Origin of the sequence: Microbacterium sp. che218 (genome assembly GCF_040436305.1) — a bacterium.
In the GTDB taxonomy this organism is placed as follows: Bacteria; Actinomycetota; Actinomycetes; order Actinomycetales; family Microbacteriaceae; genus Microbacterium; species Microbacterium algihabitans.
In genome coordinates, this window is sequence record NZ_AP031501.1 from 1,386,300 (window position 1) to 1,410,339 (window position 24,040).

Annotated in this window: 20 protein-coding genes; 13 read left to right on the forward strand and 7 right to left on the reverse strand. The window is 69.5% G+C overall.

The features are described from left to right. Nucleotides 1-31: 31 nt before the first annotated feature. The 5 genes from ABXS86_RS06500 to ABXS86_RS06520 all read right to left on the reverse strand — a co-directional run bounded on the left by ABXS86_RS06500 (nt 32) and on the right by ABXS86_RS06520 (nt 6,786). Entirely contained in the window at nt 32-1,327 is a 1,296-nt protein-coding gene (locus ABXS86_RS06500; RefSeq protein WP_144829018.1) for an ABC transporter permease, read from the reverse strand. Further along, nucleotides 1,324-2,688 carry an ABC transporter permease gene (locus ABXS86_RS06505; protein ID WP_353665994.1) on the reverse strand — a complete coding sequence of 455 codons (1,365 nt, stop codon included), beginning with the start codon at nt 2,686-2,688 and terminating at the stop codon, nt 1,324-1,326. Before ABXS86_RS06505 ends, ABXS86_RS06500 begins: the two co-directional genes overlap by 4 nt. Next, nucleotides 2,685-4,205, reverse strand: coding sequence for an ABC transporter ATP-binding protein (locus ABXS86_RS06510; RefSeq protein ID WP_353665995.1), 1,521 nt, complete (start codon nt 4,203-4,205; stop codon nt 2,685-2,687). Before ABXS86_RS06510 ends, ABXS86_RS06505 begins: the two co-directional genes overlap by 4 nt. Nucleotides 4,206-4,366: 161 nt before the next feature. Next, a complete protein-coding gene (locus ABXS86_RS06515; RefSeq protein WP_307209609.1) occupies nt 4,367-5,473 on the reverse strand; it encodes a BMP family protein in 1,107 nt (368 codons plus the stop codon). A gap of 194 nt (nt 5,474-5,667) precedes the next feature. Next, complete coding sequence (locus ABXS86_RS06520) at nt 5,668-6,786, reverse strand: mannose-1-phosphate guanylyltransferase (protein WP_154096064.1); 1,119 nt, start codon at nt 6,784-6,786, stop codon at nt 5,668-5,670. 212 nt (nt 6,787-6,998) lie between these two features. On the opposite strand from ABXS86_RS06520, the gene sdhC reads away from it, so the two are divergent. The 7 genes from sdhC to trpS all read left to right on the forward strand — a co-directional run bounded on the left by sdhC (nt 6,999) and on the right by trpS (nt 14,079). Next, complete coding sequence (gene sdhC / locus ABXS86_RS06525) at nt 6,999-7,433, forward strand: succinate dehydrogenase, cytochrome b556 subunit (RefSeq protein ID WP_013583715.1); 435 nt, start codon at nt 6,999-7,001, stop codon at nt 7,431-7,433. Further along, a complete protein-coding gene (locus tag ABXS86_RS06530; RefSeq protein WP_144829026.1) occupies nt 7,433-7,891 on the forward strand; it encodes a succinate dehydrogenase hydrophobic membrane anchor subunit in 459 nt (152 codons plus the stop codon). The genes sdhC and ABXS86_RS06530 overlap by 1 nt, the downstream gene beginning before the upstream one ends. Before the next feature lie 58 nt (nt 7,892-7,949). Then, nucleotides 7,950-9,779: a succinate dehydrogenase flavoprotein subunit gene (sdhA, locus tag ABXS86_RS06535; protein WP_353665996.1), complete on the forward strand. Its 1,830-nt coding sequence runs from the start codon at nt 7,950-7,952 to the stop codon at nt 9,777-9,779. Between the two features lies 1 nt (nt 9,780). After that, nucleotides 9,781-10,566, forward strand: coding sequence for a succinate dehydrogenase iron-sulfur subunit (locus tag ABXS86_RS06540; protein ID WP_251504629.1), 786 nt, complete (start codon nt 9,781-9,783; stop codon nt 10,564-10,566). A 163-nt stretch (nt 10,567-10,729) separates the two neighbouring features. Further along, nucleotides 10,730-11,929 (forward strand): YihY/virulence factor BrkB family protein, encoded by a 1,200-nt coding sequence (locus ABXS86_RS06545; RefSeq protein WP_353665997.1) that lies wholly within the window; start codon nt 10,730-10,732, stop codon nt 11,927-11,929. Between the two features lie 91 nt (nt 11,930-12,020). Beyond that, the gene (locus ABXS86_RS06550) at nt 12,021-12,869 is read left to right on the forward strand and encodes an exodeoxyribonuclease III (protein WP_353665998.1); all 849 of its coding nucleotides are present in this window, start codon (nt 12,021-12,023) and stop codon (nt 12,867-12,869) included. A 205-nt stretch (nt 12,870-13,074) separates the two neighbouring features. Then, a complete protein-coding gene (gene trpS, locus ABXS86_RS06555) occupies nt 13,075-14,079 on the forward strand; it encodes a tryptophan--tRNA ligase (protein WP_154096067.1) in 1,005 nt (334 codons plus the stop codon). Between the two features lie 351 nt (nt 14,080-14,430). On the opposite strand, the gene ABXS86_RS06560 is transcribed toward trpS, so the two are convergent. Further along, nucleotides 14,431-15,297 (reverse strand): endonuclease domain-containing protein, encoded by an 867-nt coding sequence (locus tag ABXS86_RS06560; protein ID WP_353665999.1) that lies wholly within the window; start codon nt 15,295-15,297, stop codon nt 14,431-14,433. Between the two features lie 414 nt (nt 15,298-15,711). On the opposite strand from ABXS86_RS06560, the gene ABXS86_RS06565 reads away from it, so the two are divergent. Both ABXS86_RS06565 and ABXS86_RS06570 read left to right on the forward strand, forming a co-directional pair. Beyond that, nucleotides 15,712-16,269: a GNAT family N-acetyltransferase gene (locus ABXS86_RS06565; protein WP_353666000.1), complete on the forward strand. Its 558-nt coding sequence runs from the start codon at nt 15,712-15,714 to the stop codon at nt 16,267-16,269. Nucleotides 16,270-16,321: 52 nt separating this feature from the next. Beyond that, entirely contained in the window at nt 16,322-17,185 is an 864-nt protein-coding gene (locus ABXS86_RS06570) for an Fpg/Nei family DNA glycosylase (RefSeq protein WP_353666001.1), read from the forward strand. Here the strand turns inward: ABXS86_RS06570 and ABXS86_RS06575 are convergent. Continuing rightward, nucleotides 17,178-19,847: a polysaccharide lyase 8 family protein gene (locus ABXS86_RS06575; protein ID WP_353666002.1), complete on the reverse strand. Its 2,670-nt coding sequence runs from the start codon at nt 19,845-19,847 to the stop codon at nt 17,178-17,180. The genes ABXS86_RS06570 and ABXS86_RS06575 overlap by 8 nt on opposite strands. Nucleotides 19,848-20,286: 439 nt before the next feature. Between ABXS86_RS06575 and ribD the strand changes: the two genes are divergently transcribed. Genes ribD through ribH form a run of 4 tightly spaced genes read left to right on the forward strand, consistent with a single transcriptional unit; the run spans nt 20,287 to nt 23,754 of the window. Further along, the gene (gene ribD, locus ABXS86_RS06580) at nt 20,287-21,360 is read left to right on the forward strand and encodes a bifunctional diaminohydroxyphosphoribosylaminopyrimidine deaminase/5-amino-6-(5-phosphoribosylamino)uracil reductase RibD (RefSeq protein WP_353666003.1); all 1,074 of its coding nucleotides are present in this window, start codon (nt 20,287-20,289) and stop codon (nt 21,358-21,360) included. Further along, the gene (locus ABXS86_RS06585; protein ID WP_307209586.1) at nt 21,360-22,016 is read left to right on the forward strand and encodes a riboflavin synthase; all 657 of its coding nucleotides are present in this window, start codon (nt 21,360-21,362) and stop codon (nt 22,014-22,016) included. The genes ribD and ABXS86_RS06585 overlap by 1 nt, the downstream gene beginning before the upstream one ends. Beyond that, the gene (gene ribA / locus ABXS86_RS06590; protein WP_307209584.1) at nt 22,013-23,281 is read left to right on the forward strand and encodes a GTP cyclohydrolase II; all 1,269 of its coding nucleotides are present in this window, start codon (nt 22,013-22,015) and stop codon (nt 23,279-23,281) included. The genes ABXS86_RS06585 and ribA overlap by 4 nt, the downstream gene beginning before the upstream one ends. Further along, nucleotides 23,281-23,754: a 6,7-dimethyl-8-ribityllumazine synthase gene (gene ribH / locus ABXS86_RS06595; protein ID WP_251504658.1), complete on the forward strand. Its 474-nt coding sequence runs from the start codon at nt 23,281-23,283 to the stop codon at nt 23,752-23,754. Before ribA ends, ribH begins: the two co-directional genes overlap by 1 nt. The last annotated feature ends 286 nt before the right edge of the window (nt 23,755-24,040 follow it).

The window sequence follows — 24,040 nt, forward strand, 5'->3', positions numbered from 1 at the left end:
CCTCTCGTGAAGGGAAGGGTGGTCGGGCCGGTCAGCCCTTGACGTACGGTTTGCCGGCGGCCGCGGGTCCGCGGACCTTTCCGACCAGACCGGCGACGGCGAAGATCGTCACCACGTACGGCAGCATGAGCATGAACTCGCTTGGCACCGGCGAACCGATGACGCCGAGGGTGTTCTGCAGGTTCGAGGCGAAGCCGAACAGCAGTGCCGCCAGCGTCGCGCGGATCGGGTCCCACTGGCCGAAGATGACCGCCGCGAGGGCGATGTAGCCGGCACCGGCCGTCATCTCCTTGTTGAACGCGCCGACGGAGCCGAGCGTGAAGAACGCCCCGCCCAGACCGGCGATGGCGCCACCGAGGGCGACGTTCCAGAAGCGCGTCTTGGCGATGTTGATGCCGACCGTGTCAGCGGCCTGCGGGTGCTCGCCGACCGCGCGGAGGCGCAGGCCCCAGCGGGTGTGGAACAGACCCACGTAGACCAGGGCGACCGTGACGTACATCAGGTAGACGATGATCGTCTGGTTGAACAGCATCGGCCCGAGGATCGGGATGTCGGCCAACAGCGGGATCGGCAGACGCGGGAAGCGCGGGGGCGAGTTCAGCGTCTCGGCGTTGGGGGCGAGCACCTGCGAGAACAGGAAGCTCGTCAGTCCGACCACGAGCACGTTGAGCACGACACCGACGATCACCTGGTCGACGAAGTACTTGATGGCGAAGGCCGCCAGCACGAACGACACCAGCACGCCCGAGACGCCCGCGGCCAGCAGACCGATGAAGGGGTTGCCCGTCGCGGTGGCGACGACCGCCGAGGTGAATGCGCCGGCGAGCAGCTGACCCTCGATCGCGATGTTGACCACGCCGACCCGCTCGCTGAGCACACCGGCCATGGCGCCGAAGATCAGCGGGACCGAGAGGCTCAGGCCACCGGCGAGCAGACCCGTCAGCGGGATGACCGAGGTGGTTGCTCCGGCGGCGGCCCAGGTGAGGAAGCCGGTCATGAACACCAGCGCGAAGATGACGGCGAGCCAGATCGGCGGGCGGCGGTGGGCGCGCACCATGAGCACGCTCACCACGGTGACGGCCGCGAGCAGGATCGTGCACACGATGCCGGTGACGACACCGCCGAGCACGACCTCGGGCAGCTGCAGGAACTCGCCGGGGCTGGAGATGCGGAACACCGCGTCGCCGTCCTGACGGGCGATGACGAAGAGCACGAGCGCCAGCAGCGTGATCACGCCGTAGACGATGGGGGCCTTCCAGCCGACGACGACGGCGGTGTCGAGTGCGTCGGGCGTGGCGGCCTCGGGCTGTGCGGCGGTGGTGCTCACCGGGCCGCCTCCTTCTTCTTGGCGGCGCGTGCCTTCGACGGGCGCGCTCCGGGGGCCGGCAGACGGAAGATCGCGCGCACCAGCGGCGGGGCCGCGATGAAGAGCACGATGAGGGACTGCACGACGAGGACGATGTCGACCGGAACGCCGTTGGCGGCCTGCATGGCGAACCCGCCGGCCTTGAACGCACCGAACAGGATGCCGGCGACGAGCACGCCGACCGGGGTGGATCGACCGAGCAGGGCCACCGTGATGGCATCGAAGCCGATGCCCGCGTCGATGCCGCTGGAGAAGCCGGTGGTGACGGTGCCGAGCACCTGGTCGACGCCGGCGAGGCCCACGAGAGCGCCCGAGATGAGCATCGCGTAGACGTACATCGACTTGACGTTGATGCCGGCCACTCGCGCGGCGTTGGGGTTCAGACCCACCGCGCGGAAGCGGAAGCCGAGCGAGGAGCGCTCGAGGATCCACCACACGACGGCGACGGCCACGAGCGACAGGATGAAGCCGAAGTGCAGGTTGTAGCCCGAGCCGAGCAGGTCGGGGAAGACCGCCGTGTCCTTCATCGCCGGGGTGGTGGGGTTGTTCGACCCCGGAGCCTGCAGAAGGCCGGGGGTGCGCAGCAGGTAGTACACGATGTAGAACGCGACGTAGTTGAGCATGATCGTGACGATCACCTCGTGCGCACCGGTGCGGGCCTTGAGCACACCCGCGATCCCCGACCAGATGGCACCGGCCGCGACGCCGACCACGAGGGCGACGAGCATGTGGACGCCCCACGGCAGGTCGAACGCGAACGCGACCCAGCCGCCGGCGGCTGCCGCCACGAGCATCTGGCCACGGCCACCGATGTTGAACATGCCGACGCGGAACGCGAGGGCGACACCGAGGCCGGCCGCGATCAGCGGCGTGGCGAAGGTGAGGGTCTCGGTCAGCGGACGGATGCCGGTGGCGAACTCGGGGCGACGGAAGTTGTAGATCGCGCCCTGGAAGAACGACGAGTACGCGCCCGACACCGACGTCCAGATCGCCGAGAGCATGTCGCCGGGACGAGCGAAGAAGTAGGCCGACGTCGCCTGCACGTTCTCGTCGGTGGCGGCGATCATGATCGCGCCGACGATCAGCGCGAGGATCACGGCCAGCACCGAGATGATGGCGTTGCCGGTGGCGATCTCGCGGAAGGCACGGCGCCAGCGGTTCTCGTCGGTGGCGGGTTCGGGGGCGACCTTGCGGGCGCCCGCTGCGGGATCCACGGCCGTCGAGCCTTCGAGGGCGACGTCGGCCTGGGCGGCCTGGGCGACCTCGGCCGCGCGATCGGCCCGCGAGGCGGTCGGATCGTGCGGGCTGTACGAATCGCTCACGCGGCGACTCCTTCGTTCTGGGGCGCTTCGCCGGCCATCATGAGGCCCAGCACGTCGCGCGAGGTGTCGCCGGGGACGATGCCCACGACGCGACCGCGGTACATGACCATGATGCGGTCGGCGAGGGCGGTGACCTCGTCGAGTTCGGTGGAGACGACGATGACGGGAACACCGGCGTCGCGCGTCTCGATGACGCGCTTGTGGATGAATTCGATCGATCCGACGTCGACGCCGCGGGTGGGCTGCGCGGCCACGAACAACCGCAGTTCGCGGCTGAGCTCGCGCGCCAGCACGACCTTCTGCTGGTTGCCGCCCGACAGACGCCCGACCGGGGTCTCGATCGAGGGGGTGCGCACGTCGAACTCCGAGACCTTCTCTCGGGCGAAGTCGGCGAGGTTCGACCGCTGGATCGCGCCGCCCTTGACGAACGGCGCCCCGTCGGCGCGGTCGAGCATGAGGTTCTCGGCGATCGAGAACTCCCCCACCAGGCCGTCTTCCTTGCGGTCCTCGGGGACGAACCCGACGCCGGCCTCGAGCACGGCGCGCACGCTGCGCCCGTTCAGCTCGGAACCGTCGAGCACGATCGAGCCCTCGACGCGTTCCTGGAGCCCCAACAGGGCCTCGGTGAGCTCGGTCTGACCGTTGCCCTGAACGCCGGCGATCGCGAGCACCTCGCCGCGGCGCACCTCGAAGCTGACGTCGTTGACGACGAGCTGGCCGATGGGGTCGACCACCGTGAGGTTCGACACCTGCAGGGCGACGTCGCCGAGGGTCGGCGCCTCTTTCTGCACGGTGAGCTCCACCGCGCGACCGACCATGAGCGAGGCCAGCTCGGCGTTCGACGCCGTGGGCTCGGCCTCGCCGACGACCTTGCCGAGGCGGATGACCGTGATGCGGTCGGCGACCTCGCGCACCTCGCGGAGCTTGTGGGTGATGAAGACGATCGAGGTGCCCGACTCCTTGAGCTGACGCATGATCGCCATCAACTCGTCGGTCTCCTGGGGCGTCAGCACGGCGGTGGGCTCGTCGAAGACGAGCACCTTCGCGTCGCGCGAGAGCGCCTTGATGATCTCGACGCGCTGCTGCACCCCGACGGGCAGGTCGTCGACGAGGGCGTCGGGGTCGACGGCGAACCCGAACCGGTCGGAGATCTCCTTGACCTTGGCCCGCGCGGCTGCGAGGTCGAGACGCCCACCGACCTTGGTGGGCTCGTGACCGAGCATCACGTTCTCGGCGACGGTGAAGACGGGGATGAGCATGAAGTGCTGGTGCACCATGCCGATGCCCGAGCGCATCGCATCGCCGGGGCCGGAGAAGTGCTGGACGGCGTCGTCGAGCAGGATCTCTCCCCCGTCGGCCTGGTAGAGGCCGTACAGGACGTTCATGAGGGTGGATTTGCCGGCACCGTTCTCACCGAGCAGGCAGTGGATCTCTCCGGCCTCGACGGTGAGGTCGATGTGATCATTCGCCACCAGGGACCCGAAGGTTTTCGTGATCCCGCGGAGTTCGAGCTTCATGTTCCCGATCCTAAGTTCTGTGGCGCCGGACGCGGGAGGCGTCCGGCGGCCGGGACCCGCCTCGTGAGCGGTCCCGATCCGGGCGCGAGGCGGAGAAACCGCCGCCTCACAAGGGAGGGGGAGGCCGGCGTGCGCCGACCTCCCCCGCACAGCGAGCGGACTCAGCCGGCCAGGTACGACTCGACCTTGATCTTGCCGCTGATGATGTCGGCCTTCAGCGCGTCGACCTTCGAGGTGAGGTCGGACGACACACGGTCGGACCAGTCGTGGTACGGGGCGATGCCCACACCGTCGTTCTCGAGCGTGCCGACGAACGGCGTGACGTCGAAGTTGCCTTCACCCGCGGCGACGATGGCGTCCTTCGTACCCACGTCGATGCCCTTGAGGATCGAGGTGAGCAGCAGGCTGCCGATCGAGGGGTCGGTCTCGAACACGTCGGCGTCCACGCCGACGAGCGCGATCTCGCGACCGGCGTCCTGAATGGCGACGGCGGCCGACTGGTAGATCGGGCCACCGACGGGCAGCAGCACGTCGACGTTCTGGTCGATCAGGGCCTGAGCGGTCTGACGGGCGGTGTCGTTAGCTTCGAAGCCACCGGTGAACGAGCCGTCCTTGGCGGTACGGTCCCAGCCGACCACGCGGACGTTGGCGCCGTTGTCGGCGTTGTACTTCTCGACGCCCTGCGCGAAGCCGTCCATGAAGATGGTCACGGTCGGGATGTTCATGCCACCGAAGGTGCCCACGACACCGGTCTTCGAGGTGCCCGCGGCCAGGTAGCCGGCGAGGTACGCCGCCTGGGCGGTGTCGAAGATGATCGGCTTGATGTTGGGGGCGTCGGTCTTGCCGTCGAAGTCCTGGTCGACGGTGTCGTCGATCGAGACGTACTGCAGGTCGGGGTTGGCCGTGGCCGACTCGAGGGCTGCGGGGGCCAGCAGGAAGCCGACGGTGATGATGGTGTTGCAGCCCTGGTCGACCAGGTTCTGCAGGTTCGACGCGAAGTCGGTCTCGGACTGCGACTGCACCTCGATGGGCTTCTTCGAGCCGAGCTCCGACGCGGCGGCGTCGAGGCCCTCCTTGCCGAGCTGGTTGAACGACTTGTCGTCGAATCCACCCGAGTCGGACACCATGCAGGGCAGGTAGTCGCTGGCGCCGGCAGCGGCACCACCGGATGCGCCGTTGCTCTCGGGTGCGGCGCCGCAACCGGCGAGCAGCGCCGCGGCGCCGATCATGGCGAGGCCGCTGACGACGGCCTTCTTCGTGGTCTTCACGAATGGTCCTCCAAGACGGATGCCCCCAACGGGTTCGGGGGACGATCCCGTCACGTTACCTACTGTGTCGCGGTGCTCGTGACCGGGGAGCCGCCGTGCGAGCCAATGGTTACAAAGACGCAATGTCGCGTCATGAGACCGCCACACGCCCTCCGTCCGAAGGCACCGGATGCCACGTGATGTGGCATCCGGTCTCAGAGCACGTCGCCGCGACCGGTCAGCTTGAGCGCGTCGACCACGCCCTTCACGCGCTGGGCGTTCTCGCTGGTCGTGACCAGGAGCGCGTCGGGGGTGTCGACGACGACGATGTCGCGGACGCCGATGAGGCTGATGACGCGCTTGGTCTGCGAGACCACGATGCCGCTGGAGGCGTCGGAGAGCACCCGCGCGTCTTCACCGAGGATGGCCAGCTCGTTGCGGCCGCCCGAGGAGTTGAGCTTGGAGAGGCTAGCGAAGTCGCCCACGTCGTCCCAGTCGAAGTGCCCGGGGATGACGGCGAGACGCCCCTTCTCGGCTGCGGGCTCGGCGACCGAGTAGTCGATGGCGATCTTCTTCAGACCCGGCCAGATGCGGTCGACCGCGGGGCCGCGGCGCTCGCGGTCGTCCCAGGCCTCGGCGAGTTCGAGCAGGCCGGCGTGCAGCTCGGGCTCGTTGACGGCCAGCTCGGCCAGCAGCACGTCGGCACGCGTGATGAACATGCCCGCGTTCCAGAGGTAGGCGCGGTCGGCGAAGTACTCCTTCGCCGTCTCGAGGTCGGGCTTCTCGACGAAGCGCTCGACGATGTAGGCCTCGGGGGCGCCCTCGACGATCAGTTCGGCCGCCTGCTTGATGTAGCCGAAGCCGACCGAGGGCTCCGCCGGCTGGATGCCGATCGTGCAGATGTACCCCTCGCGGGCCACGGCCACGGCCTGGTGCACCGCGAACTCGAACTGGCGCGTCTGACGGATGACGTGGTCGGCGGCGAACGAGCCGATGATCACGTCGGGCTCGCGGCGCACGAGGATCGCGGCGGCCAGGCCGATGGCGGCGGAGGAGTCGCGCGGTTCCGACTCGAGGAAGACGTTGTGGTCGGGCACGCCCGGCAGCTCGCGTTCGACCGCGGCGCGGTGCGCGCGCCCGGTGACGACGGCGATGCGGTCGTCGCCCGACAGCGGGGCGAGCCGGTCCCACGTGTCGCGCAGGAGGGTCTGCCCCGACCCGGTGAGGTCGTGGAGGAACTTGGGTGCGTCGGCCCGGGACAGGGGCCACAACCGGCTGCCGATCCCTCCGGCGGGGATCACGGCGTAGAAATCGTCGATCGCAGGGTTTGCCATGGCACAGACACTAGCGTTCGCGACCCGTCCCGCCCGCGCGCGAGGCGGGCGGAAGGCCGGGTGAACGGCATCCGGGATATCTCGATATCGAGAGAGTCTTAGGCGCCCCTAATCCCCGCCGTTCATAGCCCGGCCGTAGTATTCAAGAGCGCCCGTGTGACGCTCGGGGCCCGTGCGAGGCCCCACACCGTGTTCGATCAGGGAGGACGACCGTGTCAGCACCAGCACGTGCCACGCCGTCGGTGAAAGAGACCACCTCGAAGAGGCCCCGCGGGACTCTGTACCGGGGCCGCGAGGGAATGTGGTCGTGGGTGCTTCACCGCATCACCGGCGTCGCCATCTTCTTCTTCCTCCTGGTGCACATCCTCGACACGGCGCTCATCCGCGTCTCCCCCGAGGCCTACGACGCCGTCATCGGCACCTACAAGAACCCGATCATGGGTCTCGGCGAGGTGGCCCTGGTCGGCGCGATCGCGTACCACGCGTTCAACGGCCTGCGCATCATCCTCGTGGACTTCTGGCCCTGGGCCACGCGCCACCAGCGCCAGCTGTGGTGGGGCGTGCTCGGCCTGTGGGTCGTCACGATGCTCGGGTTCACCCCGCGCCACCTGATCAACGTCTTCAGCGCCGTCACCGGGAGCCACTGATGTCCGTCGCCCAAGAAGCCGCCACGATCCCCGCCCCCCGCACGCCCAGCGTGCGAAAGAAGGGCTCCAACCTCGAGAAGTGGGGCTGGATCTACATGCGCGCCTCCGGCGTGCTGCTGATCGTCCTGATCTTCGGCCACCTTTTCGTCAACCTGATGACGGGCGAGGGCATCCACCAGATCGACTTCGCGTTCGTCGCGGGCAAGCTCGCCTCGCCGTTCTGGCAGTGGTGGGACGTGCTCATGCTCTGGCTCGCCCTCATCCACGGCGCCAACGGCATGCGCACGATCGTCAACGACTACGTCGGCAACGCGACCGTCCGCAAGATCCTCGTCGGCTCCCTGTGGGTCTCGGCCGGATTCCTCATCCTCCTCGGCACGCTCGTGGTCTTCACGTTCGACCCCTGCATCGGTGTGACCGAGTCCAGCAGCCTGTGGGACGTGTGCCGCGCGGCGTGAGCCGACGGCATCCCCTCTCCACCGACGTCTTCCCCCTGACAGCAGAGGCATTGCACACGTGAGCACTCAGACCAGTTCGGACTCGATCGTCAAAGACGGCGTCCACTACCACCAGTTCGACGTCGTCATCGTCGGCGCCGGCGGCGCGGGAATGCGCGCGGCCATCGAGGCCGGCCCCGGTGCGAAGACCGCCGTCATCTCGAAGCTCTACCCCACGCGTTCGCACACCGGTGCGGCGCAGGGCGGCATGGCCGCGGCGCTGGCCAACGTCGAAGAGGACTCCTGGGAGTGGCACACCTTCGACACCATCAAGGGCGGTGACTACCTCGTCGACCAGGATGCCGCGGAGATCCTCGCCAAAGAGGCCATCGACGCCGTCATCGATCTCGAGAACATGGGCCTGCCGTTCAACCGCACGCCCGAGGGCAAGATCGACCAGCGCCGGTTCGGCGGGCACACCGCCGACCACGGCAAGACGCCCGTGCGCCGCGCCTGCTACGCCGCCGACCGCACCGGTCACATGATCCTGCAGACGCTGTTCCAGAACTGCGTCAAGCTCGGCATCAACTTCTTCAACGAGTTCTACGTGCTCGACCTCATCACCGTGAAGGACGCCGCGGGCAAGACCCAGGTCGCCGGTGTCGTGGCCTACGACCTCGCCACGGGCGAGCTGCACGTGTTCCAGTCGAAGGCCGTCATCTTCGCGACCGGTGGCTTCGGCAAGATCTTCAAGACCACCTCCAACGCCCACACCCTCACGGGTGACGGCGTCGGCATCGTGTGGCGCAAGGGCCTGCCGCTGGAGGACATGGAGTTCTTCCAGTTCCACCCGACCGGCCTCGCCGGCCTCGGCATCCTGCTCACCGAGGGTGCGCGTGGTGAGGGCGCGATCCTGCGCAACGCGAGCGGTGAGCGCTTCATGGAGCGCTACGCCCCCACCATCAAAGACCTCGCGCCCCGCGACATCGTCGCCCGCTGCATGGTGCAGGAAGTGGCCGAGGGCCGCGGCGCCGGCCCCCACCGCGACTACGTGCTGCTGGACTGCACGCACCTGGGCGCCGAGGTGCTCGAGACCAAGCTCCCCGACATCACCGAGTTCGCCCGCACCTACCTGGGCGTCGACCCGGTGGTCGAGCCGGTGCCCGTCATGCCGACCGCGCACTACGCGATGGGCGGCATCCCCACCAACATCAAGGCCGAGGTGCTCGCCGACAACGACACCGTCGTTCCGGGCCTGTACGCGGCCGGTGAGTGCGCGTGCGTCTCGGTGCACGGCTCGAACCGTCTCGGCACCAACTCGCTGCTCGACATCAACGTCTTCGGCAAGCGCGCCGGCCGCAACGCCGTCGAGTACGTCAAGACCGCCGACTTCGTCGACCTTCCCGAAGACCCCGCTGCCGAGGTGCGCGGGCTCATCGAGGACCTGCGCAACAACAGCGGAACCGAGCGCATCGCAGTGCTGCGCAAGACGCTGCAGGACGAGATGGACAAGGGCGCGCAGGTGTTCCGCACGCACGAGTCGCTGGCCCACGTCATGGACGTGATCGCCGACCTGCGCGAGCGCTACAAGAACATCCACGTCGACGACAAGGGCAAGCGCTTCAACACCGACCTGCTCGAGGCCGTCGAGCTGGGCTTCCTGCTCGACCTCGCCGAGGTCGTCGTCTACTCGGCGCAGAACCGCGAGGAGAGCCGCGGCGGTCACATGCGCGACGACTTCCCCACGCGCGACGACGAGAACTACATGCAGCACACCATGGCGTACCTGTCGGGCGACCCCCACTCGTCGCACCCGGCCGATCACATCGAACTCGGCTGGAAGCCCGTGGTGTTCACCAAGAACGAGGCCGGGGAGCTCCGCTACCCGCCGCTGGAGAGGAAGTACTGAGATGGCATCCACCGTCGTCGAGACCGTAGACACCTCCGACGAGGTCGTGGAGACCCCCGAAGACACCGGGATCCAGTCGTTCCTCGTCACCTTCAACATCCGTCGCTTCGACCCCGAGGTCGACGACGAGCCGCGCTGGGTCGACTACGACGTGGAGTTGTTCTCCACCGACCGCGTGCTCGACGCCCTGCACAAGATCAAGTGGGAGGTCGACGGTTCGCTGTCGTTCCGCCGCTCGTGCGCGCACGGCATCTGCGGATCGGATGCCATGCGCATCAACGGCCGCAACCGCCTCGCCTGCAAGACGCTGATCAAGGATCTCGACATCTCGCAGCCGATCTACGTCGAGGCGATCAAGGGCCTGCCGCTTGAGAAGGACCTCATCGTCGACATGGAGCCGTTCTTCGCCTCCTACCGCGAGGTGCAGCCCTTCCTCATCTCGAACTCGAAGCCCGAGCCCGGCAAGGAGCGCGTGCAGTCGATCGTCGACCGCGAGGTCTTCGACGACACCACCAAGTGCATCCTGTGCGCCGCGTGCACCTCGTCGTGCCCCGTGTTCTGGACCGACGGTCAGTACTTCGGTCCCGCCGCGATCGTCAACGCGCACCGCTTCATCTTCGACTCGCGCGACGACGCGGGCGATGTGCGCCTCGACATCCTCAACGACAAAGAGGGCGTGTGGCGCTGCCGCACCACCTTCAACTGCACCGAGGCGTGCCCGCGTGGCATCGAGGTCACCAAGGCCATCGCCGAGGTCAAGCAGGCCGTCCTCCGCGGCGGTCGCTGACCTCAGCCTCTCGAACGGCGGGTGCGCGGTCCCTGAGCTTGTCGAAGGGGGCGCCCCGCCGTTCGGCGTTTCCGGGTGACTTTCCTCCGGTGAGAGGGAGGGTCCGGATGCCGTGACCCGGCGCGACGCGAGCCCCCGGCATCCGTTCATCTAGGCTTTCCAGGTGACCGAGACCGCCCCCGACCCGCGTCCGCTGCCCGCGGTGCGCGCCGAGGACACCTCGCTGCGGGAGCGCCTCGCGGAGGCCCAGTCGGCGGTGCGCGGGCGACTCGACCAGCCCCTCGCGCGGGCGCAGCGCATCGCGCAGTGGTTCCCGATCCGGGTCTGGCGGCACTTCCTGCAGCACAACGGCTTCCTTCTCGCCGCGGGCATGAGCTACCAGGGACTGTTCGCCGTCTTCTCGGCGCTGTACCTCGCGTTCGCGGGCGTGGGCATCTGGCTCGGCGGCAGCACGAGCGCGATCACCGGGCTCATCCGGATCGTCAACAGCTACATCCCCGGGCTGATCAGCGAGAACGGACTCGTCGACCGCGACCAGGTCGAGGCCGTAGCGCAGGAGAGCGGGCGCCTGCTCACCGTCACCGGCATCGTGGCCGTGGTGGTGGTCGTGTGGACGGCGATCGGCTTCGTCACCTTCACCCGTCGCGCCGTGCGCGACACGTTCGGACTCCCCTTCGACCTGCGCAATTACGTGATGCTCAAGGCCCGCGACTTCGTGGCCTCGGTGCTGTTCGGCATCTCGCTGCTCGTCGGCGCTCTGCTGGGCTCGGTGACCACCGGCGCCGTCGACCTCGTGTTCGGGCTCATCGGGTGGGATCGCGAGACCCTCGGCTGGTCGATCGGGGCGCGGCTGGTCTCGCTCGTGGTGGCGTTCGGCATCAACACCGTCGCCCTCGCCTCGCTGTTCCGCTTCTTGACGGGCACGACGCTGTCGTGGCGGCGCGCGTGGCCCGGCGCCATCGTGGGTGCGGCCGGCATCGTCGTGCTGCAGGTGGCCGCCGGTTTCCTCTTCGTCTACACCCCCTCGAACCCGCTGCTGGCGACCTTCACGGTGCTCATCGGATTCCTGTTGTGGTTCCGCTTCATCGGCATCGTGATCCTCGTGTCGGCGGCGTGGATCGCGGTGGCCGCGGGCGATCGCGACGTGCCGCTGCGCTCCCCCGAAGACCGCCGGGCGATGGAGCAGGCCGCCCTCGTCATCGCCGCCCAGGTGGGTCTGCGCGAGGCCGAGAAGGCGTTCGCGATGTCGCGATGGCCGTTGCGCTGGCGTGCGAAGCGTCGGGTGATCGCCGCCGAGAAGAACCTCGCACGCGCCGAGGCCGACGTTCCCGCTCCGCGGCGGACGTCGCTGCTGCCCGACTGAGCGGGTTCGGTTCCGGATGCCGGCGGCCGGGCGCGCAGCCCCGTCCCGCCCGCACGGGCTCGATGTCGGAGGTCGTCGATAGGCTCGTGGGGTGGCTCGTTCCGTGCGTATCGTCTCCGTCAACGTCAATGGCATCCGTGCCGCCGTCCGCAAGGGCATGGTCGAGTGGCTCGACGCCTCCGGCGCCGACATCGTCACCCTGCAAGAGGTGCGGGCGACCGCCGACCAGCTCGCCGAGGCCCTCCCCGGGTGGGAGATCGTCAACGACGAAGCCCTCGCGAAGGGGCGCGCGGGAGTCGCCATCATCAGCCGTCTGCCCGGCGTCGAGACCCGCACGCACCTCGGCCCCGAGCCGCTCGATGCGTCGGGCCGGTGGATCGAGACCGACTTCGACATCGACGGCGAGACCGTCACCATCGTCAGCGCCTACGTGCACAGCGGCGAGGTCGACACCCCCAAGCAAGACGCGAAGTGGCTGTTCCTCGACGCGATGGAACGCCGCCTCGCCGAGCTCGCCGCCTCGAGCGAGCTGGCCCTCGTCACCGGCGACCTGAACGTCGGCCACCGCGAGCTCGACATCAAGAACTGGCGCGGCAACCGCAAGAACGCCGGCTTCCTCCCGCGCGAGCGTGCCTACTTCGACCGCTTCTTCGGCCCCGCGGGCGAGCAGATCGAGGGCGTCGACGGGTCGACCGGCACCGGCCTCGGCTGGATCGACGTGGGCCGCCGCGCCATGGGCGAGATCGAGGGGCCGTACACGTTCTGGTCGATGCGCGGAAAGGCGTTCGACACCGACAGCGGCTGGCGCATCGACTACCACGTCGCCACGCCCGCCCTGGCCGAGCGCGTCACCTCCTATCGGGTCGACCGCGCCCCGTCGTACGACACCCGGTGGAGCGATCACTCCCCCGTGATCGTCGACTACACGCTCGGGCGCTGACCACGGGCGTCGCATCCGTCGTCGGCCCGGAGCGGGTCCCGCCGTGGGCCACGGTGCGCGTCGCGCGCGGGACCTCCCGACCTCGGCATCCGGTCGCCTGATGCCGAGCACGGAGCACCGTGGTCGTCGCCGGGGGCCGAGCATCGGCATCCGGACCCTTCCCCGACGGAAGGTCGGCCCCGCGCACGCGGCCTAGGATCGTACGGTGACCACCGAGCGCCTCTACTCCGGAATGCAGCCCTCCGCCGACAGCCTTCAGATCGGCAACTACATCGGGGCCCTCCTGCAGTGGCGCGACCTCCAGGACCAGTACGACGCCTTCTTCTCGGTCGTCGACCTGCATGCCCTGACGCAGCCCGGCGACCCCGCCGAGCGTCGCGAGAAGACCCGCCGCACCGCCGCCCAGTACATCGCCGCCGGCATCGAGCCCTCGCGCTCCACGCTGTACGTGCAGTCGCACGTGCCCGCGCACGCCGAGCTGCAGTGGGTGCTGTCGACCCTCACGGGCTTCGGCGAGGCCGGGCGCATGACCCAGTTCAAGGACAAGTCGGCCCGCTACGGCACGGATGCCACCAACGTCGGTCTTTTCACCTACCCGGTGCTGATGGCCGCCGATATCCTGCTGTACCAGACCGACGTCGTGCCCGTCGGCGACGACCAGAAGCAGCACATCGAGCTCACGCGCGACTTGGCCGAGCGCTTCAACCAGCGCTTCGGTGAGACCTTCACGGTGCCGAAGCCCGTGATCCAGCGCGAGACCGCCCGCATCTACGACCTGCAGAACCCCACGGCCAAGATGTCGAAGTCGGCCGAGTCCGACGCGGGCGTGCTGTGGCTGCTCGACGACCCCAAGGTCAGCGCGAAGAAGATCATGCGCGCCATGACCGACTCCGAGGGGTCGGTGCGCTTCGACCGTGAGACCAAGCCGGGCGTGTCGAACCTGCTCGTCATCTACTCGGCCCTCACCGGCCGCGAGATCACCTCGATCGAAGACGAGTACGCGGGCCGCGGGTACGGCGACTTCAAGAAGGGCCTCGCCGAGGTCGTCGTGAACGAGTTCGAGCCGGTGCGCGCGCGGGCCACGGAGCTGCTCGACGACCCCGCCGAACTCGACCGCGTGCTGGCCGTGAACGCCGGCAAGGCGGCATCCGTCGCCGAGAAGACCCTCACCGACGTGTACGACCGCATCGGCCTGCTTCGCCGCGGCTGACCCTTCGGCTGTCCGACGCCCGCGCGACTCGCTGAGTCGTGCGGGCGTCGTCGTTGCGGGGGGGGGTACTCCGCGCGCGGCATCCCAGACACAGCGCAGGAGTTCCACGCATCTGCCCCCTCTCTACGGCACCCATCGGTGGCCGCGCGAGCGATTCTCCTGCGCTGCGTCGGGGCGACGCCCTCTCCGCCCGAGGGGAGGTAGCCCCGTAGGCGAGTGAAGGACTGGAGCCGGATCCGCACGTCATCGAGACCCATCGCAGGAGATTGGCGCTCTGGGTGGAGCTCACATCGCGTCTGCGGCTACTGGAGCCCTGTCCTCCTGCGTTGTGTCAGCGGGCACCCACCACTGTCACCCACTGAATCGAGCGGGGTGCTGCCGAAGACCGGCAACGGCGCGCGCGAGGATCTCCGGCTCGGAAAAGATCAGCCGCGCGGAGGGACGCAGAACCACGTAACCGCGCTCGGCCAAGCGCAGATCGCGCACTCGGTCACGCTCCTGCGCCTCCCACCCACCATGATGCGCGCGACTGTCGCACTCGACGACGATCCAGTCATCGACCACGAGGTCGACTCGTCCGACTCCGTCGATCTGCACCTGAACTCGAACGTCGAAGCCGTTTCCGCGCAGGAGAAGGCGGGCGATCGTTTCCGAACCCGCCTCCGCGCGAGCATCGGTGAGGGGTCGAAGCACCTGATATCGAGCCGAGAGGAGCTCGAACACCTCCGCAAGGCCATCCGCGTCGATCGCACCGGTGAACAAGGCGCTGTCGAGTGTCGCAATCGCGGCGCGAGGAGGCTGACAACGAACCGCAGCCGCAAGGGCCTCGACGATCGGAACCGTGTGGAGGCTGCCCGCAGCGCACGCGCGCCAGTGGACGACTACTCCCTGAGTAGCGGACAGTCGAGTCCCGCGGGAATGGGGCGACCTCAGCCGCGAACGCTCCGGCTCGACCTGGACGTGCAGACCGTTCTTGTCGAGAACGAAGATGCCCGCTTCAGCGATGGCGGACACGCAGTCAAGTCGGCCGCCGACACGCTGCGCCTCCCGAACGGCTTGCGGCGCTGACCCATCGAGGTAGACGTTCCGACGGGCGCGCACCAGCACCCCCTCGGCCAGCGCCGAGCGCACCTCGGCCCGGGTGGCCCCTGTTGCACGAACGTCTGCAAAGGTCAGCGTATGACCGGGTGCGAAACCCGGAATCGAAGGTGAGGTCATCCGACACACAGTGGACGGATCCTGCCGCAGCGATCAGAGAATCCGGCTCGAGCGGGGACAACTCAGGCAGCGGCACCGATGGGGAGAAGCCTCGCCACAGCGCAGGAAAAGCGCCCCGCGTGCCCAACGATGCCGATGTCATTGCCGTTCCTCACAGTGCACGTCCTGCGTTGTGTCCACCGAGGCTCTCGCCGCCCTGGATCGGCCACCGGTCCCTCGCCGAGCGGGGCAGGCCCGCCTGTGCGCCGTGCCGGCCACAACGCAGGATCTCCTCGGGTAACTCGCGACGTTTGGCGTGTGAGGGCGCGGAACGGGCGGATAGTCCTGCGTTGTGCCGCAGCACGGCGCCGAGGTGCGGGTGCCCCGGCGGAGCTGTGCCGCGGACGGGCCCGCCGCCGCCGGTAGCGTGGCCGCATGGAACCGGAGATCCTGCGCACCGCCCGCCTCGAGCTGTCGGCGCCGCGCGAGAGCGACGTCGCGGCGATCCACGCGGAGTGTCAGGATGCCGCGATCCAGCGGTTCACGACGGTGCCGTCGCCCTTCCTGCCGGCCGACGCCGAGACGTTCGTCGAACTGACGCGAACGTGGTGGGCCGAGGGGTCGGAAGCGACGTGGGCGATCCGCTTCGAGGGGCGACTGGTCGGCATGGTGGGCCTGGCCAAACTGCCGTCGGGTGGTCCCGAGGTCGGCTACTGGGTCTCGTCGAGCGTGCGCGGTCAGGGGCTGGCCACCGAGGCGGCGCGGGCCGTGGTCGACTGGGGCTTCGCCACCGAACGGCCGGCGGTGCAGCGCATCGAGTGGCGTGCGGTCGTGGGCAATCTCGGGTCGGCGCGCGTGGCGCGGGCGGTGGGGTTCCGCTACGAGGGGCTGCTGCGGCAGGCGGGCGCGAACTCGCTGGGGCGCTCCGACATGTGGGTGGGCGGGCTGCTGCGCTCCGACGACCGCGACCCGCAACCCTGGCCCGTGCTGTAGGCCGGGGGCAAGGGCCTGCGCCGATGTCGGAGGTCCGTGGCAGCATGGCCGCATGCCGGAGATGCCAGAGGTCGAGGGGCTCGTTGAATACCTGCGCGGGCGCGTGACAGGGCTGCGCGTCGACAAGGCCACCGTGTCGGCCATCAACGCGCTGAAGACCTACGACCCGCCGCTCACCGCGCTGGTCGGGGCCCACGTGACGGGTGTCGATCGCCACGGCAAGTTCGTCGACGTCTCGACCGACGCGGGCGTGCACCTGGTGTTCCACCTCGCCAAGGCGGGGTGGCTGCGGTGGTACGACGCGCTGCCCGCGACGATCATCAAGCCCGGCAAGACGCCCATCGCACTGCGGGTCGGTTTCGACGACGGATCGGGGTTCGACCTCACCGAGGCCGGCACCAAGAAGTCGCTCGCGGTGTACGCCGTGCGCTCCCCCGCCGAGGTGCCGGGCATCGCGCGGCTGGGTCCCGATCCGCTGAGCGAGGGCTTCGACCGCGCGACGTTCGGCTCGCTGCTCGAGGGCCGTCGCACGCAGATCAAGGGTGTGCTGCGCGACCAGTCGATCATCGCGGGGGTCGGCAACGCCTACTCCGACGAGATCCTGCACGCGACCAAGATGTCGCCGTACGCGCTGGCGGCGAATCTGTCGGGCGCCGAGGTCGACCACCTCTACGGCGCGATGACGACGACGCTGGCCGAGGCGATCGAGGCGGCCCGCGGCAAACCGCCGGCCGAGTTGAAGGATGCCAAACGCCGCGGCATGCGCGTGCACGGGCGACGCGGCGAGGCGTGCCCCGTCTGCGGCGACGAGGTGCGCAGCGTGTTCTTCGCCGACAACTCCCTCGAGTACTGCCCCACCTGCCAGACCGGCGGCAAGCTGCTCGCCGACCGCCGGCTGTCGCGGCTGCTCAAGTGACGTTATCGCCCGGCTCTTCACCCGCCCATCGCAGGGGAAGCACGACGCTCGCCCCGCCCGAGCCGGAGAGGTCGACGCGCAGGCGCACTCTGTCGCCGCTCTCGAGCACGGTGACACGACGATCCTGTCCGACGTAGGTTCCCGCTCTCGCGATCGTCACCTCCACCGAGGTCAGCGTCACCTGCGGATCGGCGAGGGCGAGCCAGGGCTGAGTCGCCGAGCGAGCGAAGACGAACGAGACCGGCTGCGTCACGGACACTCCGGCTATCGGCCCGCCCGCGGCCCACACGTTCGCGGTGACGAGGCCCGACTGCGCGAACCTCACGGCATGAGCGTCTGGGCCCTGGGCGAGGGTAACGATCCTCGCGTCGATGGTCTCCGCGAAATCCCGCGTCTCGACGAGGCTCGCACCGGGCAGCATGACGTACTCGTAAGAACCCGACGTCGGATCCACGCCGTGATCGATCGACACTCGCGCGTACCGTCGAGTCGTCACCGGGGTGGTGCCCCCGAAGGCGATATCCGACCAGCGCCCCGACCGTTCTTCCCACGCGACATCGACGAGACCCTGCTGCAGCAGGACGTATCCGCCGGTGCCGTCGAGATGGATCCAGGCGGGCCCGGTGAGACGCTTCTGGGTGCCGAGCGGGAATGGCATCCGCTCATCGTCGACAGTGAAGATGCACTCCCCTTCGGCACCCAGATTGCGGTTGTCGACGACGGTCGCGACCGGGTAGCCGTCGGCGGAGGAGATGTCACTCCCGAGACAGACGAGGACATCCTCGGCGAAGAACCACGACTTCTTTGCGGCGAGGGTCGAGTTCATCGGCTTCGCGATCGTTCCGATCGCCGCAGCGTTCTCGCAGAGCGCGCCGCCCGCCCACGCGTTGCTCGGCCGGGTGTTCGCGAAGTCGCCGCCGAATCCGTCGGGGACGGGTTTTCGACTCACCGTGATTCCGGGATGGGCGTACGGATCGACCGTGGGCCAGTAGTCGTCGGCGAACTGCGTCGCTCCGAGACCATCCACGCCCCACCACCCGACCATGCCGACGCCGGTGTGCCACCCCCGACGGTTGGCGTTGTTTCCGTACTCGTAGTACGAGGTACGGGTGGACGACATGGCGATTGCGGCGCCCCATGTGTTCGCCCGCAGCACCGCCCGGCTCATCATCGTGAACGACCGTGACGATGCAGCGACGCTGGGGACGATCGACAGGTCTCGAAGGACGTCGGAGACGACGCTGTACTCGTCTTGCCGCATCGCCGTGATCGGGGTCGGCTGGGAGCGCGAGAAGAAGTCTGCGAAACGCGCGCGCCATGAGGCCCGAACCGACGTCGGCACGACGTCGCTGAGGCGCACGAGCTGGGCGACCAGGTGACGGCCGCGCGTGTTGTCGCTCGTGCCGCTCCATGCGCACGCCCTCCCCGAGACGGCGTCGGGCACGATGCTCGCGATGAGCAGGGGCAGCACCCCGCCTTCCACGTGCTGCACCATGCGGGATAGGTCCGTCGCCGAGAGCGCCCACGAGGTCCCGGCGGTCAGTCCGGCCATCAGAGCCACTCCGCGCAGCAGTTCGGCTCCGTAGGTGCCCGTGTAGGCCACGCGGGTGTGCTGCACGAAAGATCCGTCAGCGTAGAACCCGTCACCCTTCCACACGGTGTCGATCACCTTCGGGACCGCCGCCATGCCCACCGAGATCAACGCAGGATCCCCGGACAGGACACCGGAGAGCACGCGACTGACGAGCATGTCGGACGTGTTGGCGGCCGTTGCGAGCGCGATGCTCGCGTCGGACACGTGACCACCGACGGCATCGACGATCTGGGTCACCTGCGCGGGCGTCAACGACCCGTGCGCGAAGATCGCCGCGCTCAGAAGCCTCTGGGGCGCGCCGATCGCCCAGTCGTACCAGTTGCCGTATTCGACCGCTCCGGGTTGGTAGGCGATCTCGATGAAGCGGAGAACTCCCGCCGCGATTCGTGTCGATACCGACTCGTCGCCCCGGAGGGCGCTGCCCGACGTCCGTGACGAGATGCCGATTGCCTCCAGCCTGTTCGCGGTCGACGTGAGGTTGGCGGAGTTGGTTCCGAGTGGAAGATCCGCCCAGAGACTCGACGACGAGAGCAGCATCGACCTGGCCCACAGCCCCGCGCGATAGCTCGCGACACCGAGTTCGCCGGCCGCGGCGTTGACGACGTTCTCGTCGAAGTGGTCGCCGTCGAGGGACTCGCCGACGGCCGTCAGTCGCCACCGCTGTCGCAGGTCGTCGATCGTGGGAGTTCCGGCGAGAACCGAGGCGGTGGTCGTCCCGATGGCGCTGGCCGCGGTGATCCACCCCTCGCCCGTCGAACCCGCACGCACGAAGAAGGACGCGACGCCCCCTGCGATCACGACGGTGGCGGGTCCCCGTAAGCCGGCGCTGTAGACGAGCGCCGCGCTGACCCCCCTCGTGTCCACGTCGTCGACATGCAGACTGACGAGAACGTTCTGCTCGAGCGTCGTCGTGTACGCCGTGCTCCCGAACCGCACGCGCGATGTCGAAGCCGCGAAAGCGGGCGACGCGACCATGACCGAGACGGCCGGGACCGCCCACATCGCGCCCGCCATCAGCTGTCGACGGGTTGCCAGGTCTCCGTGGTCTGCGTTCGGGTTCTGCGACATGTCTCCCTCTCGGATGTCGGTCGATCCTGGTCGGCCGAGCGCGGTCGTCCGCAGGGCAGGGGGTGCGCGGCAGAGGGGTGAAGCCACCCGCGATGCGTCGCCGATCACGACGAGAAGCGCCTCCGACGGCGGCGAGCCTCCGATGGCCAGCGGTCACGGGAGTACCACGAAACGTCGCCGCGTGACGGGGAATGAAACCGCCCGAGCGGCGTTGAGTAGACTCCGAAGAGCAAAAACGTGCTCCGGGGTCGGTGAGAATCCGAACCGGCGGTGATAGTCCGCGAACCCCTCCGCTCACGCGGTGGGGCCGATCCGGTGGAATTCCGGGACCGACGGTGATGCGAGGGTCAGCCCTCGCTAGTCCGGATAGGAGGCAGCACGGATGGCGCGACGCGCCTTCCCGCTGGCCCTGCCCCGATTCCGCGGGAAGGACAGGGAAATGGCATCCGCCGTCGAGATCGACGCCATGCGGCGAGCGCTGCAGCTCGCCCGGCGCGGCCCGCGCGGGCTCAACCCGCAGGTCGGTGCCGTGATCCTCTCGCCCGAGGGCGAGATCCTCGCCGAAGGCTTCCACCGCGGAGCCGGCACCGCCCACGCCGAGGTCGACGCGCTCTCGCAACTCGCCCCCGGCGCGGCCCGCGGCGCCACCGCCGTCGTGACCCTCGAGCCGTGCAACCACACCGGTCGCACCGGCCCCTGCGCCGTCGCGCTCATCGAGGCGGGTATCGCGCGCGTGGTCTACGCACTCGACGACCCCACCGACGCCGCGGCCGGCGGAGCCGATCGCCTGCGCGCAGCCGGCGTCGACGTCGAGTCGGGACCCGAGGCGGATGCCGCCGAGGCACTCGTCTCCGACTGGACGCACCTGCAGCGCACCGGCCGCCCGCATGTCACGGTCAAATGGGCGCAGAGCCTCGACGGTCGCGCTGCCGCCGACGACGGCACGAGCCAGTGGATCACCGGACCCACCGCCCGACGCGACGTGCATGCGCGCCGTGCGCAGGCCGACGCGATCGTCGCCGGCACGGGCACCGTGCGCTCCGACGACCCCGCGCTGACCGCGCGAGCGGACGACGGAACGCTGCTCGAGCAGCAGCCGATGCCCGTGATCATCGGCGAGAGCGAGACGGCTCCGGATGCCGCGGTGCGCCGACACCCCCGCGACCCCCTGTTCTATTCGACGCACGACCTGCACGCGGTGCTCGCCGACCTCGCCGAGCAGGGCGTGCAGCGCGTGTTCGTCGAGGGCGGGCCGACGCTGGCGAGCGCGTTCGTGCGCGGGGGCTTCGCCGACGAACTGCTCGTCTACGTCGCCCCCGTGCTGCTGGGCGGTCCGCGCCTCGCTCTGGGTGATGTGGGCGTGCCGAGCATCGACGCGGCGAAGCGCCTGACGGTGGCATCCGTCACCCCCCTCGGCGACGACCTGCTGATCGTCGCCCGCCTGGCCGCGGCCGGGCCCCGAAGCCCCGAGACTGTGCCCGCGACCGCGGGCGAGAACGAAGGAGACGCCTGATGTTCACCGGAATCGTCGAAGAGATCGGCGCCGTCACGGCCGTCGAGCCGTCGGGCGACGGCGTGCGCCTGACCCTGCGCGCCCCCCTGTCGGTGTCGGACGCCGGCCACGGTGACTCGATCTCGGTGAGCGGCGTGTGCCTCACCGTCGTCGACCAGGGCGACGACTGGTTCACCGCCGACGTGATGAAGCAGACCCTCGACATGTCGACGCTCGCGGGCGTCACCCCGGGCCTCCCGGTCAACCTCGAGCGCGCGACCGCCGCGCACGGACGCCTGGGCGGACACATCGTGCAGGGCCACATCGACGGCACCGGCGTGGTGCGCGAGGTGCGACCCGGCGCGCAGTGGAGCGTCGTGCGCGTCGGCATCCCGGCCCACCTCGCCCCGCTCGTGGTCGACAAGGGGTCGATCGCGATCGACGGCGTCTCGCTCACCGTCAGTGCCGTGAGCGAAGCCTCCGAGCCCGAGCCGTGGCTCGAGGTCTCGCTGATCCCCGAAACGCTCGAGGCCACGACCCTCGGCCGCGCCGAAGCCGGCACGCCCGTGAACCTCGAGACCGACATCCTGGCCCGTCATGTCCAGCGCATGCTCGCCTTCCGCACGACAGAGAATCCCGCGGCGACCGCCGCACAGACCGAGAGGGGCTCCCGATGAGCCTGTCCACCATCCCCGAGGCCCTGGAGGCCCTGCGTCAGGGTCGACCGATCCTGGTCGCCGACGACGAGAACCGCGAGAACGAGGGCGACGTCATCATCTCGGCGCAGCTCGCGACCCCCGAGTGGCTCGCCTGGACCGTGCGGTGGTCCAGCGGGTACGTCTGCGCCCCCATGCCCGGCGAGTGGGCCGACCGCCTCGACCTGCCTCCCATGGTCGAGGTCAACCAGGACGCCCGCGGCACCGCGTACACGGTCAGCGTCGACGCGGCATCCGGGGTCACCACCGGCATCAGCGCCGCCGACCGCGCGCGCACCCTCAACGTGCTGTCCGACCCCGCGTCGGTTCCGACCAGCCTCATCCGCCCCGGCCACGTGCTGCCGCTGCGCGCCGTCGACGGCGGCGTGCGCGAGCGCGCGGGCCACACCGAGGCCGCGGTCGACCTCATGCGCCTCGCGGGACTCGAGCCCGTCGGCGCGATCGCCGAGGTCGTCGCCGAAGATGGCAGCATGATGCGTCTGCCCGGACTGTTCGAGCTCGGCGAGCGCGACGGCATCCCGGTCATCACGATCGAGCAGCTCATCGGCTACCTCAACGAGACCGACCCGCTGCCCGCGACCGCCCCCGCCCGCCGTCGGGTGAGCCTGCGCGCCGAGTCGAACGTGCCCACCTCGCACGGCACCTTCCGCTTCCTCGCGTACAAGGACCGCATCACCGGCACCGACCACCTCGCCGTCGTGTCGGGCGACCTGTCCGACGAAGCCCCGCTCGTGCGGGTGCACTCCGAGTGCCTGACGGGTGAAGCCTTCGGTTCGCTCAAGTGCGAGTGCGGTCCGCAGCTCGAGGCGGCCCTCGACACGATCGACCGCGACGGCGGCATCGTGATCTACATGCGCGGACACGAGGGTCGCGGCATCGGCCTGATCAACAAGCTGCGCGCCTACAACCTGCAGGAGCGCGGCATGGACACCGTCGACGCCAACCTCGCCCTCGGCCTGCCCGCCGACGCGCGCGACTACGCCGCCGCCGCCGGCATCCTGACCGACCTCGGCGTCGAGAAGGTGCGCCTGCTGACGAACAACACCGACAAGGTCGCGCAGCTGCGCGCCTTCGGCCTCGACGTCGTCGAGCAGGTTCCGCTGCTCGTGGGCGTCGGGCCGAACAACCACCAGTACCTCGAGACGAAGCGCGACCGCATGGGTCACATCATCGCCGAGGACGACCTGCGCGACGCCCTCGCGCACATGAAGGAAGAGAGCGCCTGATGGCCGGCAGTGGAGCACCCGAGACCGGCGGCGTCGACGCGTCGGGTCTGAACGTCGTCGTGGTCGCGGGAACGTGGCACGAGGTCATCACGAACGGTCTGATCGCGGGCGCGAAGCGCGTGCTCGACGCGACCGGCGCGACCTACCGCGTCGTGCGGGTCCCCGGCTCGTTCGAGCTGCCCGTCGCCGCCCGCGCGGCCTTCGAGGGCGGGGCGGATGCCGTGGTGGCCCTGGGCGTGATCATCCGGGGCGGCACGCCGCACTTCGAGTTCGTGTCGTCGGCGGCCACCGACGGTCTGACCCGCGTGGCCCTCGACGCCGGCAAGCCCGTCGGCTTCGGCGTGCTCACGCTGGACGACGAGCAGCAGGGCCTCGACCGCGCGGGCCTCGAGGGCTCCAAGGAAGACAAGGGCGAAGAGGCCGCGGATGCCGCGATCCGCACCGCCCTCGTTCTGCGCGACCTGCGCGGCTGACGCGTTCTTCACGACGGGCCCGGCGACCTCTGCGGTCGCCGGGCCCGTTCGCGTTCGCGGGCCCGGGGCGGAGAGAGGTGGCTGAGCCTGTCGAAGCCACCGGGGGCCCGCGGGTCGGGGGCGGCCCTTCGACAAGCTCAGGGACCGCGCGCGGGCTCAGGGCCGAAGCGAGGTGGCTGAGCCTGTCGAAGCCACCGGACGTCCGCGGGTCCGGGGGCGGCCCTTCGACAAGCTCAGGGACCGCGCGAGGTCGGGGCCGAAGGGAGGTGGCTGAGCCTGTCGAAGC

Excerpts from the sequence above, each read along its gene's own strand:
- ABXS86_RS06510 (WP_353665995.1), bottom strand. The coding sequence starts at position 4,205 with ATGAAGCTCGAACTCCGCGGGATCACGAAAACCTTCGGGTCCCTGGTG.
- ABXS86_RS06520 (WP_154096064.1), bottom strand. The coding sequence starts at position 6,786 with ATGGCAAACCCTGCGATCGACGATTTCTACGCCGTGATCCCCGCCGGA.
- ABXS86_RS06530 (WP_144829026.1), top strand. The coding sequence starts at position 7,433 with ATGTCCGTCGCCCAAGAAGCCGCCACGATCCCCGCCCCCCGCACGCCC.
- ABXS86_RS06540 (WP_251504629.1), top strand. The coding sequence starts at position 9,781 with ATGGCATCCACCGTCGTCGAGACCGTAGACACCTCCGACGAGGTCGTG.
- ABXS86_RS06560 (WP_353665999.1), bottom strand. The coding sequence starts at position 15,297 with ATGACCTCACCTTCGATTCCGGGTTTCGCACCCGGTCATACGCTGACC.
- ABXS86_RS06565 (WP_353666000.1), top strand. The coding sequence starts at position 15,712 with ATGGAACCGGAGATCCTGCGCACCGCCCGCCTCGAGCTGTCGGCGCCG.
- ABXS86_RS06570 (WP_353666001.1), top strand. The coding sequence starts at position 16,322 with ATGCCGGAGATGCCAGAGGTCGAGGGGCTCGTTGAATACCTGCGCGGG.
- ABXS86_RS06575 (WP_353666002.1), bottom strand. The coding sequence starts at position 19,847 with ATGTCGCAGAACCCGAACGCAGACCACGGAGACCTGGCAACCCGTCGA.
- ribD (WP_353666003.1), top strand. The coding sequence starts at position 20,287 with ATGGCATCCGCCGTCGAGATCGACGCCATGCGGCGAGCGCTGCAGCTC.
- ABXS86_RS06585 (WP_307209586.1), top strand. The coding sequence starts at position 21,360 with ATGTTCACCGGAATCGTCGAAGAGATCGGCGCCGTCACGGCCGTCGAG.
- ribA (WP_307209584.1), top strand. The coding sequence starts at position 22,013 with ATGAGCCTGTCCACCATCCCCGAGGCCCTGGAGGCCCTGCGTCAGGGT.
- ribH (WP_251504658.1), top strand. The coding sequence starts at position 23,281 with ATGGCCGGCAGTGGAGCACCCGAGACCGGCGGCGTCGACGCGTCGGGT.